A 14,711-nucleotide genomic window follows, 5' to 3' on the forward strand; every position below is an offset into this window, starting at 1 on the left:
GCGCTTGCGGTGTCGGCATCGCCGGGACGCGGTAGATGGTGCCAAGGGGACGGTCCAGCTCGATCGCGACGACTCCATCCTGCCCTGGTCAGAGCTCCCGGTTGGGCAGACCGGAAACATCGGGTTCAAAAGCCTGAGGCCGTCTGAGCGGCGTCTGCTTTCAGGGAAGACGCCGAGGTCGGCTCCTGGCGCGATCGTTGTGATCTAGGTTGAGGCTGTCCTTCCCCGCCTTTGCAGGGGTATTGAGGGGGGCCGCCTTGCGTCAACCTGCGAGAGGCGGCCGTTTCGGGATGACCATCGGCTTTCCGGTCAGCGGGTCGGCGATGACGATGCAGGGGACCTGAAAGACTTCATCGATGAAACCGGGCGTCAGGATGTCTTCCGGCACACCCTGCGCCAGGATCTCTCCGGCGCGCATCACCACCATTCGGGATGCGTAACGCGCAGCCTGGTTGAGATCATGCAGCACCGCGACAACGGTCTTCCCGGCGCTGTTCAAGGCCGCACAGAGCTCCAGCACGTCGATCTGGTGGGCGAGGTCGAGGAATGTCGTGGGCTCGTCAAGCAGCAGGATGTCTGCCCCCTGGGCCAGCGCCATCGCGATCCAGACCTTTTGGCGCTGACCGCCGGACAGGCTTTCGAGCATGCGCCCGGCGAGCTGGGACACACCGGCCGCTTGCATTGCGGCTCCCACCGCAGCCTCGTCGGTAGCAGTCCAGGGCTGGAACAGATTGCGGTGTGGATGCCGCCCCCGCGCAACCAGATCGGCGACGGTAATGCCCTCCGGAGCTTCCGATCCCTGAGGCAGGACAGCCAGCAACCGGGCGCGATCGCGTGGGCGATAGCGTGCGATCGGTTGTCCATCGAGCAGGACGCTGCCGCCAGACGGCAGGTGCAGCCGCGCGAGACTCCTCAGCAAGGTCGACTTGCCGCAGGCATTCGGGCCGACGATCACGGTGAAGCTGCCGGCCGGCAGCGCGATGTCGATCCCCTTGAGGATTTCACGAGAGCCGTGATGCGCGCGCAGGGCCTGCGCCTCCAGCCTTGTTTTGATGCTCATCGGGCAGGCTCCCTGCGGCGGACCCAGGAGCCGAACAACAGAATGAGGTAGGCTCCGCCGAGACAGGCCGTCACCGCGCTGACGGGCAGCGATCGCGGTGCCAGCGCGATCCGCGCGACCGCATCGCTCGCCAGCAGGAAAACCGCACCGAACAGGGCGGAGGTCGCCAGTGGCAACCCAGCCGAGCCGACGAGCTTGCGTGCCGCCTGCGGCGCGATCAGCGCGACGAAGCCGATCGGCCCGGCGATGAAGGTCGCCGTCGCGGTCAGGCCGAGGCCGATGAGACCGAGGCGAAGCCGGGAGCCTCCGGCCGGAACGCCAAGGGATTGCGCCTTGTCGTCTCCGAGTTCGAGAGCCTGCACGGAACGGGAGCAGGCAAGGCCGAGGGGCAGCAGCAAGCCGAGTGCCGTTGCGCCGATCGTCAGCCGCTGGGTATCGACCCCGGCGAGCGCTCCCTGCTTCCAGTTCGCGGCGACCAGCGCGATGTCGAGGGGCGCAACGAAGATCATCCAGTCGCCGAAGGCCGTGAAGGCAGCTCCGACCGCAATGCCGATGAGGATCAGCCGCGCGCGATCGGCACGCAGGCCGCCGGCCGCGAGATAGACTAGCAGGCCCGCGCCAAGCCCGCCGCCGAAGGCTGCCAGCGCGACCAGCGCGGGCGCCAGGCCGGCAAGAAGCGCCAGCAAGGCCCCGCCGAACGCGCCGGCGTCGAAGCCGATGATGTCGGGGCTTCCGAGCGGATTGCGCAGCAGCGTCTGGAACAAGGCGCCCGACAGGCCCAGCGCGGCGCCGGCTGCGAGCGCCGCGCCGATACGGGGCAGGCGCCATTCGATGAGCAATTGCAGGGCAGGGCTCTCATGGCCCGCAAGCGCCTGAAGGACCTGGCTCGGGGTGAGCCTAACCGTCCCCAGCGTCAGAGAAATCAGCACGAGCGCCAACGCGCCGAGCCCCAGCGCAACATGGCACAATGCCGGGCGGCTCATCGCGCCGTTCAGGATTGTTCGGCGCTGTACGGCGAGGCCTTTCATGCGTTGGCACTCCTGCGGCGGGCGAGCAGGATCAGGACGGGCGCGCCGAGAAGCCCGACGACGATGCCGACCGGCACCTCGGCGGGCGGCGTCGCGATGCGGCCGAGCGTGTCGGCGATCACGACGAGAGCGGCGCCGATGATGCCGGAGAGGGGCAGATGCGCCGCCGCGCCGATGCCGCCGAGGCGGCGGGCGATATGCGGGCTGGCGAGGCCGATGAAAGCGATAGGGCCGGCCGCTGCGACGGCGCTGCCGGCGAGCAGGACGACGGCGATGAGCGAGCCAAACCGCACCGGCCGGACGGCGACGCCGAGCGAGGCGGCTCGATCGTCCCCGAGCGCGAGCAGGTCGAGGCGTGGAGCGAGCGCGAACGCCAGCAGCGTTCCGACAAGCCATGCCAGCGTCACGCTTGGGAGGATGGCATCGGTGGCTCCCGAGAGCGCGCCGACGCGCCAGTTCCGGACCAGATCGAAGCGCTCGGGATCTGACAACGCGACCGCCTGGCCGATGCCGATGCACAGCGCCGTGACCGCGACGCCCGCAAGGGTGAGGCGGATCGGGTCCGAGCTGCTGCGTGCGCCTGCGAGCGCCTGGACCGCGAGTACCGCACTGAGGGCGCCGCAAGCGGCAAGCCAGGTCGCCGCCTGCGGGCCAGCGAGGCCGATGAGATCGGTGCCCAGGATCAGCGCAAGGCTCGCACCCGCATTGATCCCCAGCAGGCCCGGATCGCCCAGCGGGTTTCGCGTGGCGAGCTGGATGACCGCGCCGGCAAGCCCGAGCGCGGCCCCGACCATCGCCCCGAGCAGGACGCGCGGCAGGCGCAAGCCCAGCACGATCTCGGCGGCTTCGCTGCCGCGGCCCTCGCGCAGGACGGCGAGCCATTCGCCGGCTGCGATCGGCCGCACGCCCAGCGTCAATGCGATGAGCGCGGCGGCAAGCAGCAGCGCTGCCCCGATGACCATTGCCAGCGGAGCCCGTGTCACGACGGTATCCTGGCCAACAGCGCGTCCCAGGCACCCACGAGGTGTTGCGCGGTATAGACCGATCCGAAGATGCTGTTGCCCCGGGTGACATGAACATGTCCTGCACGCACCGCCGGCAGCCGCTGCCAGAGCGGTTCGCGGGCGAGCGCCAGCGGGGCGCGGTCGCCGAGATCGATCAGCAGGATGCCATCGACCGGCCCGAGGACATCCCCGAGGGATTCGAGCGCGACCTCGCCATAAGGGCCGAGGCGCCCGGCTTCGACGGCACGGCCGCCGAGATCGGCAAGGACCTGGGCCGGCATCACGAAGCCGTAGCCCGTGCCGTCGCTGCGCACCATGAGCCGCCGCTTGAGCGGGTCGTAGGTCGCTGCCGCGAGCAGGCTCCGCCGCAGCACGCCGTCATGGCGCTGGCGCAGTCCGGCAATCTGCTCGGCATAGGCCGTGATGGCGCGCTCTGCGAGCTCGGTGCGCTGGAGCCAGCCGGCCAGGCTATCGAGGTTGCCGCGCCAGTGCGTGCGATGGTTGCTCGGCAGGACCGGCGCGATCCGTCTCAGCCGGGCGAGGGGCCACCATTCCGAGTGAGCGGAGGTGTCCGGGCAAAGGATCAGATCGGGTTGCAACATCAGGATCTGTTCGAGATCGGGTGGAGCCGCCAGAAACGGAACGGAAGCCGGCACGGGCACCCAAGGCCGGGCGCGGCTGTGGCTGTAGCCGATCAGAGGCAGATCGAGCGCCAGCGCCATCTCCAGGCTGATGCGCGAGTCGATCGCGACCACCCTGCGCGGCTCGGCCGGCACCTCGACAGGACCGAGCGGCGTGTTCACCACCCTGCGCCCGGATGCGGCAAAGGCGGAGCCGGCCAGGATGGCCGCGCCGCCTGCCGCGAAGCTGCGTCGGGACAGGACTGTCGCCACGCGTTTTCCTGCCTTCGGCCCTAGAACTCGAAGGTCGAGGAGAGCGAAACCATCCGCGCCTCGCTCGGATAGAGCAGGTTGAAGCCCGGATAGGTCGTCCAATAGGCCTTGTTGAACAGGTTGGTGACGTTCGCCTGCAGGATGATCGGCTTGCCGCCGGCACGCTCGATCTTGTAGCGGGCGCCGATATCGAAGGTCGTCCAGGCCTTCAGCTTCTGCAGGTTGGCGGCATCGGCATAGCTCGATCCGGTATAGATCATCCGGCCGAACAGCGTGAGATTGCGGACGAAGCCCGGGTCCCATTCGAGGCCGAGATTGGCCTGCACGCGCGGCGTGCCTTGCGCTTCGTTGCCGTCGAAAGTGCCGTTGGCTGTGCGCACCAGCTTGGAATCGAGGAAGGTGATGCCGCCGAGCGCCCGGACGCCCTCGACGATCTCGCCGGCGACGCTCAGCTCGACGCCGCGATACCGGGTCTCGCCATTGTCGCTGAAGGTGTTGGTGACGGTGTTCGCGATGCCCGACGCCTGTTCCGACTGGAAGACGGCGACCGAGGTCATCAGCCTGCCCCAGTCGATCTTCGCGCCGGCTTCGTACTGCTTGGTGACGAAGGGCGGCAGGACCTGGCCGGCATTGACGAAGGTGTTGCCGACGACCGAACCCGCGGTCAGGCCCTCGATATAGCTGGCATAGAGCGAAACATTCTCGAGCGGCTTCACGACGAGACCGAGGATCGGCGTCACCGCATCGCTCTTGTTCTTGGAGGAGAGCAGGCCGGTCTGCAGCGTGTAGTTGTTGATGTCGACGAACTGCTTGCGCAGGCCGAGTGTCAGCTGCAGGCGCTTGTCGAAGGCCGAGATCGTGTCCGAGATCGAATAGCTGGTGAACGTATTGTCGTTCTGGCGGTAGCGCCGGGCGGCCGGCATCACCGGATTGGGCGAGAAGGTCGGATTGTAGATGTTCGACGGCGTCACCGAGAGCGTCGCCGGCAGGCCGGAGGCGCGCGCCTGATAGAAGCTGTTGGCAGAAATGACGACCTCATGGTCGAGCGGGCCGGTCTGGAAGCGGCCGCGAACGCCCGCTTCGCCCGAATAGCGGTTGATGTCGATCTGGTAGCGAGAGCCCGTGCTGGTGAAGTTGCCGTTGCGCCTGAGGCCGGAGCCGGCCTCCACAGCCTGGTCCCAGTCCATATGGCTGACGCCGGCCTTGCCGTAGACGGTGATGTTGGAGGTCACATCGTATTCGGCCTGGACCATGCCGAAGCTGTCGGCGAACTTGCTGTAGTTCCAGGGCGAGACATAGGTCTTGTTCGGCTTGATCGGCCGCGGGACCAACTCGGTCGCCAATGGCGTCACCGTGTTGTTCATCCGGTCGGTGTTCAGCACCTGATAGCCGGCATCGAGCGAGATGCGGAAGGCGTCGCTGCGATAGTCGAGCCCGATCGTGCCGTTGGCCAGCGTCTGCGACTGCTGGCTGATCGGCGTGCCGCCGTCGCGATAGAGCAGGTTGGCGCGCACGCCGAACTGTTTCTGGTCGCCGAAGCGGCGGCCGAGATCGAGATGGCCGCCGAATTGGCTATTGCTGATCCAGGTCGTGGTGAATCGGGTCAGCGGCTCGTCCGCGGCACGTTTCGGCACGAGATTGATGACGCCACCGACGCCGCTCGGCGACAAGCCGCCGAGGAAGGCGCCGGGGCCCTTCAGGACCTCGACGCGCTCGATGCCGGCCAGCGTCGACTGCGCATTGGGTGCGATGCCGAACAGGCCGCCGAAGGCGACGGCGGCATTGCCGACCTGGATGCCGCGGATGACGAAGTAATTGGCATTGCCGACATTGGTCGGCTCGACGTTGCGGATCGATGAATCGTTCTTGACGACATCGGCGACGGACTGGGCGCGCTGGTCCTCGATCAGCTTGGACGTGTAGTTCGTGACCGAGAAGGGCGTATCCATCACAGAGCGCTGCCCGAGCACGCCGAGGCCGCCGCCGACCGCGACCTGGCCGCCGGCATAGGCCGGGGGAAGCCCGGGCACGCCGCTGCCGACGACCTCGATGGTATCGAGGGCGATCGCGCCTTCGACGGTGCCGCCAGCCGCGACGGGCCGGCTCGGGTCGTAGATCTGGACGGTCGTGGCGTTGCTGAAGCGGAAGGCGAGCCCGGTGCCGTTGAGCAGGGCCGCGACGGCCTGCGCCGTGCTCAGCGAGCCTTTCACCGCATTGCCGCGGCGTGAGGCGGCAGGCGTCTCGGCGAAGACGACGTCGACCCCGGTGACGCGGACGATATCGTTCATCGCGGCGCGGACGGGTTTCGCCGGAATGTCGAAGCTGTGCAGCGTCTGCGCCTGCGCCGTCGCTACGGGAATGGCGAGGCTGGCACCCAGCGAGCTGAGAAATGTCGCTGCGAGGAGGATTTCCTTCGCCGTCAACCGCATCGAACGCATCCACCGGCCCTTTTCGTACAGGATGGCGCGAGGCTTTTTGGCCTCGCCCTCTATCTCCTTGTCGAACGAGCCGGCCGGTCACCCTCACGCATCTCGTGATTTTTTTGGAGTTGTCGACCCAGCAGTCGCGTCAGGGTGAGACGAAGGTGACCGGCCCGACGGTGGTGACCGAGAAGCCGACCGAGGATTGCAGGGCCGCCAGCGCGGCGGCGCTGTCGCGCAAGGTGATATTGCCGGTGACATGGCGTCCGGCGAGCGTGGAGCTGAGCAGGACGATGCGGCCGCGATGGTGACGCTCGATCCGGGCCAGGACTTGCGCCAGCGGCATGTCGTCGAAGATGAATCGCCCGGCGCGCCAGGCCGTGACCTCCGCGACATCCACGGCCTCGGCCCTGCCAAGGCCATTCCCGCCATAGGCGACCCGCTCGCCGGGCTTGAGGACCACGGCCTCGCGCGATTGCGGCAGCTCGACCGAGACGCTGCCGCCGGCGAGCGTGACGGTGACGCTTCCCTCATCGCTTGCAGCCACCTCGAAGCTCGTACCGAGCACGCGCGCCTCGCCCTGGCCGGCGCTGACCACGAAAGGCACTTCGGAGCGCTTGACCTCGAAGAAGGCCGTTCCCCTGAGCAGGCGAACGCGACGCAACCCTTCGGAAAAATCGACGGCGAGCGCGCTGTCCGAATCGAGCTGCGCCGTCGAGCCATCCGCCAGCACGACCGTGCGCTGCTCGCCGCGCGCCGTGACCTGATCGGCGCGCCAGTTCTCGAACAGATGCGGCCGGTCCAGCCAGATCCAGCCGAGGCCCAGGGCGAGAACGAGGGCCAACACGGCCCCGGCAGTCGCTCGCCCACGGCTCCGTTCGCGGCGCAACGCCCGGATGCGCTCCAGCGGCGCGGCCAGCGCTTCGGTCTCGGAGGCACCGAGCGCGGCGGACAGCGGGCCCATATCGGACCAGAGCGCCGCGACCTTGTCATAGTGGCGGGCATGATCGCTCGAAGCCGCCAGCCAGGCCTCGAAATCCCCGCGATCCGCAGGCGAGGGACGGCCGTTCATGCGGGTGAACCACGCGATCGCCTGCTTTTCCAGCAGGGGTTCATCGGTTCGGTGGCTGTTGTCGGTGTCCATGGCGCCTGAGTTACGGCTTGGGCCCGGAGGATCGTGCGCTTGGCGTTATCGCAATGTGTCCCGGCATGCCAGCAGGGCGCGGGCGATCTCGCGCTCGACCGTGCTGTAGGAGAGGCCGAGCGCGATTGCGATCTCGTCGTAGCTGCAGGCATGCACGCGGTTCAGCAGGAAGATCTGGCGTGTGCGTTCGGGCAAGGCCGCGACGGTCCGGACCACACGCTCCAGCTCCTGCCGGGCTGCCGCGACCTGATCGGGCAGGGCGACTGGCGCGGCGTACTGCGCTTCGGTGATCCGCAGCGGCAGGCTGGCACGCCGGCGTTCGGCACGCTGATGGCTGATCGCGGCATAGTCGATTGCGCGGCTCAGGTAGGATGCCTGGCAGCCGATATGGTCCCGGGCGCGCGACCAGAAGGCGACGAAGACATCCTGCACGACATCGGCGGCGTTGGCGACGCCGACGCGACGCGCGGCCCGCCGTTCCAGCCGGCGGTGTTCCTGCGCGTAGAGTGTGCCGACATCGTCGAGGCTGCTCGACATGGTCCCGCTGGCTCCGGATATCCCAAGACCCAACGCCATAGCAGCCGCATTCCGGCCGCTCAATCGCGATGTTTTAGAAATACTCTAAGTAAATCAAAGGCTAAGGCTGTTGCCTCGACGCCGTTCGCGTGAAACAAGCGCGGCGCTAGATGAGGTCGACCGGCACGATGGAAGCCAGCCCCAACCCGTTTCATGAAGCCGCCGTCGTGAGGCGCCGTTATCTCACGCCCGGAATGATCCGGCTGACGCTCGGGGGAGGCGGCATCGCCGGCTTCCGCTCGACCGGCATCGCCGACGAATATATCCGCCTGTTCTTCCCCGATCCCGAGACGGGCGAACTCGTCCTGCCGGAGATCGGCGCGGACGGGCGCTGGACATTTCCCGAGGATCGTCACCGCGTCCGCTATTCGACCTATACGGTGCGCCGCCACGATGCCACGGCCTGCGAACTCGACATCGACATGGTCGTTCATGCTGGCGGCCGCGCCAGCGACTGGGCCTGTGCCACGAGCGAGGGCGACCGGGTCGTCATCAACAATCCGCGCGGGCTTTACAAGCCGCCGGCGGATTGCCGCCGTCAGATCCTGCTCGGCGATGCGACCGGCCTTCCGGCCATCGCCCGCATTCTCGAGAACGCGCCGCCCGACATGGAAAGCCGCGTCGTCATCGAGGTTCGTGACGCGGGCGAGCAGCAAACCTTGCCGGAGCATCCGGGCGCGGACGTGACCTGGTTCACCGGCAGCGGGAACGGCATCAATCAGAGCCGGCTCGGCTCGCTGCTGACCGATATGCCGCTGGGGACGGATCCCGGGTACCTCTGGGTTGCAGCGGAACGTGCCGCGGTGCGTTCGCTGCGCGCGCAGGCGGATGCACTGGGCTGCTTCGCCGACGATCGACGGAAGCTCGTCGCCTATTGGTAATTCTGGCTGGGGCACCCGCGGCCCCGGACGCGACAAGCGACGCCGCCCGCTCCAATTCTGGGAAGCTGGACGACCACCTGCGGCCCGTCTTGCAATGCGCTGCCGTTGCCGGCGCAGGGAATTCTTATGAACAAGCGGCAGGGCGGATGATCCGCAAGTTTGCAAAAAGCAGGCAATGAGGCTGGTGCTCCACCGGACAGCCGGCCCGTCGGCGCGGAATGTCCGCTTCCAGACAACGCCCAAATGTCTGGAACTGGCGCACTCGAGTAGCGCCGGTTGCCGTCTCTACAAAGCCGGCGGCGTGCCGTGTGTGTGGAAGCTTTCGATCGTCTTGAGTCCCCAGGCCTGGCCCTTCTTCCGCTCGGCCTCGGTCCAGGTCACGGTCTGCCAGTCCGGGTCCAGGATGAGACGGGCTCCCGCATTGGCGATCTCGACGCGGTTTCCGGCCGGCTCGTAGACATAGAGGAAGAAGGTCTGCTGCACCGCGTGCTTGTGCGGGCCGGTCTCGATGAAGACGCCGTTCTCCAGGAAGAGATCGGCCGCCTCCAGGATGTGCTCGCGCTGGTCGACGGCGTAGGTGACATGGTGGAAGCGCCCCAGCGCGTTGGTGTGGTCGCGGGTATAGGCGATGTCGTAGCTCTTGTTGTTGACGGTGAACCAGCAGCCGCCGACCTCGCCGGAATCCAGCACGATCTGCTCGGTGACGCGGCTGCCCAGCGCCTTCGGCATGAAGTCGCGGATCACCGCCACGTCCTGCGCCAGCAGGTTGAGATGATCGAGCCGGCGCACCGCGCAGCCGCGGCCATGGTTGCGTTGCGCCTGGTTCTTCAGCGCCGGCCGCTCGCTTTCAGCCGCGACGTATTTGTGCGTGTCGAAATAGATCTCGAAGACATGGTTGTCCGGGTCGCGGAAGCGATAGGCCTTGCCATGGCCGAGGTCGCCCTCGCTCCAGCCGAGGCCGGCGCCCATCGCCTCGATCGCGGCGACACGGCGCAGAAGCGCGGCCTCGCTCGTGGCGCGATAGCCGATATGGCCGACACCGGTCGTGTTCGACGCCGTGAGTTTAAGCGTATGGAACTCGTAATCGTCCCAGGCGCGCAGATAGACGGAATCGCCCTCGCGCCCGCTCTCCGTCAGCCCGAAGATATTGACGAAGAAGTCGAGGCTGGCCTCGGGCTTGTTGGTGAAAAGCTCGACATGGCCGAGATGGGCGATGTCGAAACAGGGTTCGCTATTCATCCCCAGACTTCCTTGGCGGTTTCGAGGATGCGCGAGAGCTTGGCCCATTGCTCGTCCTCGGCCAGCACATTGCCCTCCTCGGTGGAGGCGAAGCCGCATTGCGGTGACAGGCAGAGCTGCTCCAGCGGCGCGTATTTCGCGGCTTCCTCGATACGGCGCTTGAGGTTGTCCTTGCTCTCGATCGCGCCGAACTTGGAAGTAACGAGGCCGAGCACGACCTGCTTGTCGCCCTTGGGCAGGAAACGCAGCGGCTCGAAGCCGCCCGAACGGTCATCGTCCCATTCCATGAAATAGCCATCGACATCGATCTGGTTGAAGATCATGTCGGCGACCGGCTCGTAGCCGCCGGACGCAATGAAGGTCGATTTGAAGTTGCCGCGGCAGGTATGGGTAGTGATCTGCATGTCCGCCGGCTTCGCCTTCAGCGCGGCGTTGAGCACGTCGCGATAGACGAAGATCAACTTGTCGGGATCGTCGCCGCGCTCGGCCAGCATCTTCCGCTGCTCGGGATCGCAGAAATAGGACAGGCTGGTGTCGTCGAGCTGCAGATAGCGGCAGCCGGCGTCGTAGAAGGCCTTGATCGCCTTGGCGTAAGCCTTGCCGAGGTCGTCGTAGTAATCCTCCATCCTGAGATAGACGGACGGATCGACCGCCTTCCGCCCGCCGCGATAATGCAGCATCGACGGGCTCGGGATCGTCATCTTCGGCACCCGGCTGGTCACCGAGGCCAGGAACTTGAAATGGGCCAGATGCGGGTGGTCGGCCGGAAAGTCGAGCTTGCCGGTGACGCGGATGCCGTGCCCCTTGGTCGCGACGCCCTTGAACTGGATGCCTGCATCGGTCTCGTAGGTTGTGACCCCGGTTAGGCCGTCGAGGAAATCGAAATGCCAGAAGGCGCGACGGAATTCGCCGTCGGTCACCGCCTGCAGGCCGACTTCCTCCTGCTTCCTGACGAGCTTCTTGATCTCCTCGTCCTCGATCCGGGTCAGCTCGGCCTTGTTCATCGCGCCGGCGGCAGCCTTGGCACGGGCGTCCTTGACCGGCGCGCTGCGGAGCAGGCTTCCGACCATGTCGCCCCTGAATGGCGGCTTCTTCCTTTGGCTCATGACATGTCCTCCCGTGTCTGGATCTCAGGCGGCAGCGAGGCCGAGATGATGTTCGAGCCGTTCGGGCTCAGCAATGAGCGTAGCGCTGCGTTCCGCCAGCACGACGCGGCCACGCTCCAGCACGATGGCATCATCCGTCAGCGCGAGGATCTTGCGCGCATGCTGCTCGATGACGATGGCGGCTAGCCCCTCCTCACGGAACAGCGCCTTCAATGCCTTCAGCAATTCCTCGACGATGATCGGTGCGAGCCCCTCGGTCGGCTCGTCGAGCAGCAGCAGCTTGGGGTTGAGCATCAGCGCCCGGCCGATCGCCAGCATCTGCTGCTCCCCGCCGGAAAGCTGGTTGCCGAGATTGGCCTTCCGCTCCGCCAATCGCGGGAACATCCGGAAAACGCGCGCGACATCCCATGGCCCCGGCAGCGCCACCGCCGTCAGGTTTTCCAGTACTGTCAGCGACTTGAAGATGTTGCGCTCCTGCGGCACCCAGCCGATGCCGGCATGGGCTCGTTGCTCCGGAGATGAGAGGGTGAGGTCGCGCCCGGTCAGCATGATCCGCCCGCTACGCCGGCGCGTGACGCCGATGATGCTGTTGACCAGCGTCGTCTTGCCGACGCCGTTGCGGCCGAGCAGCGCGAGCGAATGGCCTTCGGCGAGCGTCAGGTCGATGTCGAAGAGCACTTGCGCCTCGCCATAGCCGGCGCAGAGCTTCTCGATCTTGAGCAGCTCAGGCTTCGATGCGTCAGACATGGGCGTCCTCGCCGAGATAGGCTGCACGGACGGCCGGGTCGCGTGTCATCTCCTCCGGTGTCCCCTCGGCCAGCACACGGCCATTGACCAGCACGGTGATGCGCGTGGCGAAGCGGAAGACGAGATCCATGTCGTGCTCGATCAGCAGCACCGAGACGTCGTCGGGCAGATCGGCGACCGTCCGCATCAAGTCGCGCCGCTCGGCCTCCGGCACGCCGGCTGCCGGCTCGTCCAGCAGCAGAACGGCGGGCCGCGCTGCGAAAGCCGCGGCAATCTCGATCTGGCGCTGCTTGCCATAAGGCAGGGTGGCGATCGTCCGGTCCATGATGTCGTCGAGCCTGAAGCGGTTCAGGATGTCGGCTGTCTGGTCGATCAGTTCCGGATCGCGATCGAGCACGCGGAAGGGATGATCGCCTTGTCCGAGTCGCTCGGAGGTGACCAGCGCGATCATTTCGAGCGGCGTCATCGTCGCGAAGAGCTGGTTGATCTGGAAGGTCCGCGCGAGCCCGCGCTTCACCCGCGCCTCGCGCGGCAGCCTTGTGATGTCCTCGCCCATGAGCTCGATACGGCCGGAACTGGGCTTGAGCACGCCGGTGAGCTGATTGACGAAGGTCGTCTTGCCGGCGCCGTTCGGGCCGATCAGCGCGTGACGCGCGCCTTTCGCCAGCGTGAAATCGACATGATCGGTGGCGGTGATGCCGCCGAAGCTCTTGACGAGGTCGAAGGTCTGGAGGGCGACGCTCACCGGGCGCCTCCCTTGCCGAACCGGGCGAAACGATTGGCGACGGCCTTGACCCCGCCATGGATGATTTCGCGCCCACCGAGCACGAAGAGCACGAGGAAGAGCCCGATCCAGAACATCCAGTATTGCGGCGTAAAACTCGCGATCAGGTCCTGCAGCAGCTTGAAGGCAATCGCACCGACGAGCCCACCATAGAGATAGCCGGCGCCGCCGATGATCAACACCAGCATCAGATCGGCAGAACGGTGGAAATCGAGCACGTCGAGCGAGACGAATTGCGTGGTCTGGGCCAGCAGCGCCCCGGCCGCGCCGGCATAGGCGGCTGCGATCGTATAGGCCGCCGCGAGGCGGCGCGCATTCGGCACGCCCGAAGCCGAGGCCCGCAGCGGATTGTCGCGGATGGCGCGCAGGGAAAGACCGAAGGGCGAATGCACCACCCGCCTTGCGATCAGGAACAGGGCGAACAGCACCGTGAGCGAATAGAGGTAAGCGGTGCGGCCGAAGATATCGAAGTCGAACAGGCCCAGCACGGGCCCCATCATGATCCCTTGCAGGCCGTCGGCTCCACCGGTGAGCGAACCGAGGGAATTCGCCAGCTCGAAGAGGATCAGCGCGACGCCGAGCGTGATCATCAGGCGCGTCAGGTCGGTGCCGCGCAGCACGAGCGGGCTGGTGAAGAGGCCGAGCAGCCCGGCTGCCCCCATCCCGACGGCAAGGCCGATGAGCGGGTCGCCGCCGACATGCTTGGCGAAGAGCCCGGCCGCATAGGCGCCCATGCCGAGGAAGGCCGCATGGCCCAGCGAAACGATGCCGGCATAGCCGAGGATCAGGTCGAGCGAGAGCGCGAACAGGGCGAGGATCGCGATTTCGTTGAGCAGCAGCAGGTTGCGCGGAAAGAGCAGGAAAGCGGCAAAGGCGATCAGCCAGAAGGCGATCTCGGCCGGGTGCCAGCGCCTGCCGGCATGAAGCGCCTGCCGGACCTTGGTGTCGAAGCTCTCGGCCTTCATGCCCGCGCCCTCGCGAACAATCCGTGCGGCCGCGTGATCAGCAGCGCGACCATCAAGGCATAGATGATGAAGGCGCCGATCTCGGGCACGAGGTACTTGCCGACAGCATCGGCGACGCCGAGCAGCATGGCGGCGAAGAACGGCCCGGTGATGCTGGAAGTGCCGCCCACCGTGACGACGATCAGGAAGTAGATCATGAATTTCAGCGGAAAGGAGGGATCTAGACCCATCAGTTCGATGCCGAGCGCGCCGCCGAACCCGGCAAGCCCGCAGCCCAGCGCGAAGGTCAGCGCGAACAGCCGGTTGACCGGGACGCCGAGCCCGCGTGCCACGCGCGCATCGTCGACCGCGGCGCGCAAGCGGCTGCCGAAGCGGGTATGGGCAAAGCCCCATTGCAGCGAGAAGGCGAGCAGACCGCAAACCACGATGACAAAGAGCCGGTAGCGGCCGATGCCGATGCCGGCGATCTCGAAGCGCCCTTGCAGCCAGGCCGGCAGGCGGATGAACTGCTGGGTCGAGCCCATCAGCCAGTCCGTGCCGGCCACCGCCATGAAGACCAGCCCGATCGAGAACATCACCTGGTCGAGATGGCTCTTGGCGTACATCGGCCGGTAGATCAGCCGCTCCAGCACGATCCCGACCAGCGCCGCCGCCAGGAAGGCGAGCGGCAGGCAGGCGAGGAAGGGCAAGCCGAGCCGCTGCATCGCCTGCACGGCGACATAGCCACCGAGCATCGCGAAGGCGCCATGGGCGAGGTTGACGAAATTCATCAACCCCATCGTCACCGAAAGCCCGCAGCCGAGCACGAAGAGCACCATGCCATAGGCGATGCCGTCGAACAGGATGGTCAGCATTCCGGCCTGC

The 14,711-nt window shown here is 66.7% G+C and carries 14 protein-coding genes; 1 reads left to right on the forward strand and 13 read right to left on the reverse strand.

Features of this window, described 5'->3' with window-relative positions; all coding sequences use genetic code 11:
* Positions 1 to 262: 262 nt before the first annotated feature.
* The 7 genes from ACWIEX_RS07065 to ACWIEX_RS07095 form a co-directional block, all read right to left on the reverse strand.
* Complete coding sequence (locus ACWIEX_RS07065) at positions 263 to 1,060, reverse strand: ABC transporter ATP-binding protein (RefSeq protein WP_454032378.1); 798 nt, start codon at positions 1,058 to 1,060, stop codon at positions 263 to 265.
* Positions 1,057 to 2,088: a FecCD family ABC transporter permease gene (locus tag ACWIEX_RS07070; RefSeq protein ID WP_454032379.1), complete on the reverse strand. Its 1,032-nt coding sequence runs from the start codon at positions 2,086 to 2,088 to the stop codon at positions 1,057 to 1,059. Before ACWIEX_RS07070 ends, ACWIEX_RS07065 begins: the two co-directional genes overlap by 4 nt.
* Positions 2,085 to 3,071: a FecCD family ABC transporter permease gene (locus ACWIEX_RS07075; RefSeq protein ID WP_454032380.1), complete on the reverse strand. Its 987-nt coding sequence runs from the start codon at positions 3,069 to 3,071 to the stop codon at positions 2,085 to 2,087. The genes ACWIEX_RS07070 and ACWIEX_RS07075 overlap by 4 nt, the downstream gene beginning before the upstream one ends.
* The gene (locus ACWIEX_RS07080) at positions 3,068 to 3,985 is read right to left on the reverse strand and encodes an ABC transporter substrate-binding protein (protein WP_454032381.1); all 918 of its coding nucleotides are present in this window, start codon (positions 3,983 to 3,985) and stop codon (positions 3,068 to 3,070) included. Before ACWIEX_RS07080 ends, ACWIEX_RS07075 begins: the two co-directional genes overlap by 4 nt.
* Positions 3,986 to 4,005: 20 nt before the next feature.
* Complete coding sequence (locus tag ACWIEX_RS07085; protein ID WP_454032382.1) at positions 4,006 to 6,414, reverse strand: TonB-dependent siderophore receptor; 2,409 nt, start codon at positions 6,412 to 6,414, stop codon at positions 4,006 to 4,008.
* 139 nt (positions 6,415 to 6,553) lie between these two features.
* Positions 6,554 to 7,549 (reverse strand): FecR family protein, encoded by a 996-nt coding sequence (locus tag ACWIEX_RS07090; RefSeq protein ID WP_454032383.1) that lies wholly within the window; start codon positions 7,547 to 7,549, stop codon positions 6,554 to 6,556.
* Positions 7,550 to 7,594: 45 nt separating this feature from the next.
* Positions 7,595 to 8,086: an RNA polymerase sigma factor gene (locus ACWIEX_RS07095; RefSeq protein WP_454032384.1), complete on the reverse strand. Its 492-nt coding sequence runs from the start codon at positions 8,084 to 8,086 to the stop codon at positions 7,595 to 7,597.
* 206 nt (positions 8,087 to 8,292) lie between these two features.
* On the opposite strand from ACWIEX_RS07095, the gene ACWIEX_RS07100 reads away from it, so the two are divergent.
* A complete protein-coding gene (locus tag ACWIEX_RS07100) occupies positions 8,293 to 9,006 on the forward strand; it encodes a siderophore-interacting protein (RefSeq protein WP_454032385.1) in 714 nt (237 codons plus the stop codon).
* Between the two features lie 285 nt (positions 9,007 to 9,291).
* Here ACWIEX_RS07100 and ACWIEX_RS07105 read toward each other — a convergent pair whose 3' ends face one another.
* The 6 genes from ACWIEX_RS07105 to ACWIEX_RS07130 are packed head-to-tail and all read right to left on the reverse strand — an operon-like array spanning position 9,292 to position 14,701.
* A complete protein-coding gene (locus tag ACWIEX_RS07105; protein ID WP_454032386.1) occupies positions 9,292 to 10,245 on the reverse strand; it encodes a catechol 2,3-dioxygenase in 954 nt (317 codons plus the stop codon).
* On the reverse strand, positions 10,242 to 11,351 hold the full coding sequence (locus ACWIEX_RS07110) for a 5-methyltetrahydropteroyltriglutamate--homocysteine S-methyltransferase (RefSeq protein WP_454032387.1): 1,110 nt from the start codon (positions 11,349 to 11,351) through the stop codon (positions 10,242 to 10,244). Before ACWIEX_RS07110 ends, ACWIEX_RS07105 begins: the two co-directional genes overlap by 4 nt.
* Before the next feature lie 24 nt (positions 11,352 to 11,375).
* Complete coding sequence (locus ACWIEX_RS07115) at positions 11,376 to 12,098, reverse strand: ABC transporter ATP-binding protein (protein ID WP_454032388.1); 723 nt, start codon at positions 12,096 to 12,098, stop codon at positions 11,376 to 11,378.
* Positions 12,091 to 12,843, reverse strand: a complete 753-nt coding sequence (locus ACWIEX_RS07120) for an ABC transporter ATP-binding protein (protein ID WP_454032389.1) — start codon at positions 12,841 to 12,843, stop codon at positions 12,091 to 12,093. Before ACWIEX_RS07120 ends, ACWIEX_RS07115 begins: the two co-directional genes overlap by 8 nt.
* Positions 12,840 to 13,847 (reverse strand): branched-chain amino acid ABC transporter permease, encoded by a 1,008-nt coding sequence (locus ACWIEX_RS07125; RefSeq protein WP_454032390.1) that lies wholly within the window; start codon positions 13,845 to 13,847, stop codon positions 12,840 to 12,842. Before ACWIEX_RS07125 ends, ACWIEX_RS07120 begins: the two co-directional genes overlap by 4 nt.
* Entirely contained in the window at positions 13,844 to 14,701 is an 858-nt protein-coding gene (locus ACWIEX_RS07130) for a branched-chain amino acid ABC transporter permease (RefSeq protein WP_454032391.1), read from the reverse strand. Before ACWIEX_RS07130 ends, ACWIEX_RS07125 begins: the two co-directional genes overlap by 4 nt.
* Between the last annotated feature and the right edge of the window lie 10 nt (positions 14,702 to 14,711).

Source organism: Allobosea sp. NPDC055353 (genome assembly GCF_053644975.1).

Bases quoted from the DNA above. Each gene is read 5' to 3' on its own strand.
- ACWIEX_RS07065 (WP_454032378.1), bottom strand. From the start codon at position 1,060: ATGAGCATCAAAACAAGGCTGGAGGCGCAGGCCCTGCGCGCGCATCAC.
- ACWIEX_RS07110 (WP_454032387.1), bottom strand. From the start codon at position 11,351: ATGAGCCAAAGGAAGAAGCCGCCATTCAGGGGCGACATGGTCGGAAGC.
- ACWIEX_RS07095 (WP_454032384.1), bottom strand. From the start codon at position 8,086: ATGTCGAGCAGCCTCGACGATGTCGGCACACTCTACGCGCAGGAACAC.
- ACWIEX_RS07090 (WP_454032383.1), bottom strand. From the start codon at position 7,549: ATGGACACCGACAACAGCCACCGAACCGATGAACCCCTGCTGGAAAAG.
- ACWIEX_RS07125 (WP_454032390.1), bottom strand. From the start codon at position 13,847: ATGAAGGCCGAGAGCTTCGACACCAAGGTCCGGCAGGCGCTTCATGCC.
- ACWIEX_RS07115 (WP_454032388.1), bottom strand. From the start codon at position 12,098: ATGTCTGACGCATCGAAGCCTGAGCTGCTCAAGATCGAGAAGCTCTGC.
- ACWIEX_RS07105 (WP_454032386.1), bottom strand. From the start codon at position 10,245: ATGAATAGCGAACCCTGTTTCGACATCGCCCATCTCGGCCATGTCGAG.
- ACWIEX_RS07070 (WP_454032379.1), bottom strand. From the start codon at position 2,088: ATGAAAGGCCTCGCCGTACAGCGCCGAACAATCCTGAACGGCGCGATG.
- ACWIEX_RS07085 (WP_454032382.1), bottom strand. From the start codon at position 6,414: ATGCGGTTGACGGCGAAGGAAATCCTCCTCGCAGCGACATTTCTCAGC.
- ACWIEX_RS07130 (WP_454032391.1), bottom strand. From the start codon at position 14,701: ATGCTGACCATCCTGTTCGACGGCATCGCCTATGGCATGGTGCTCTTC.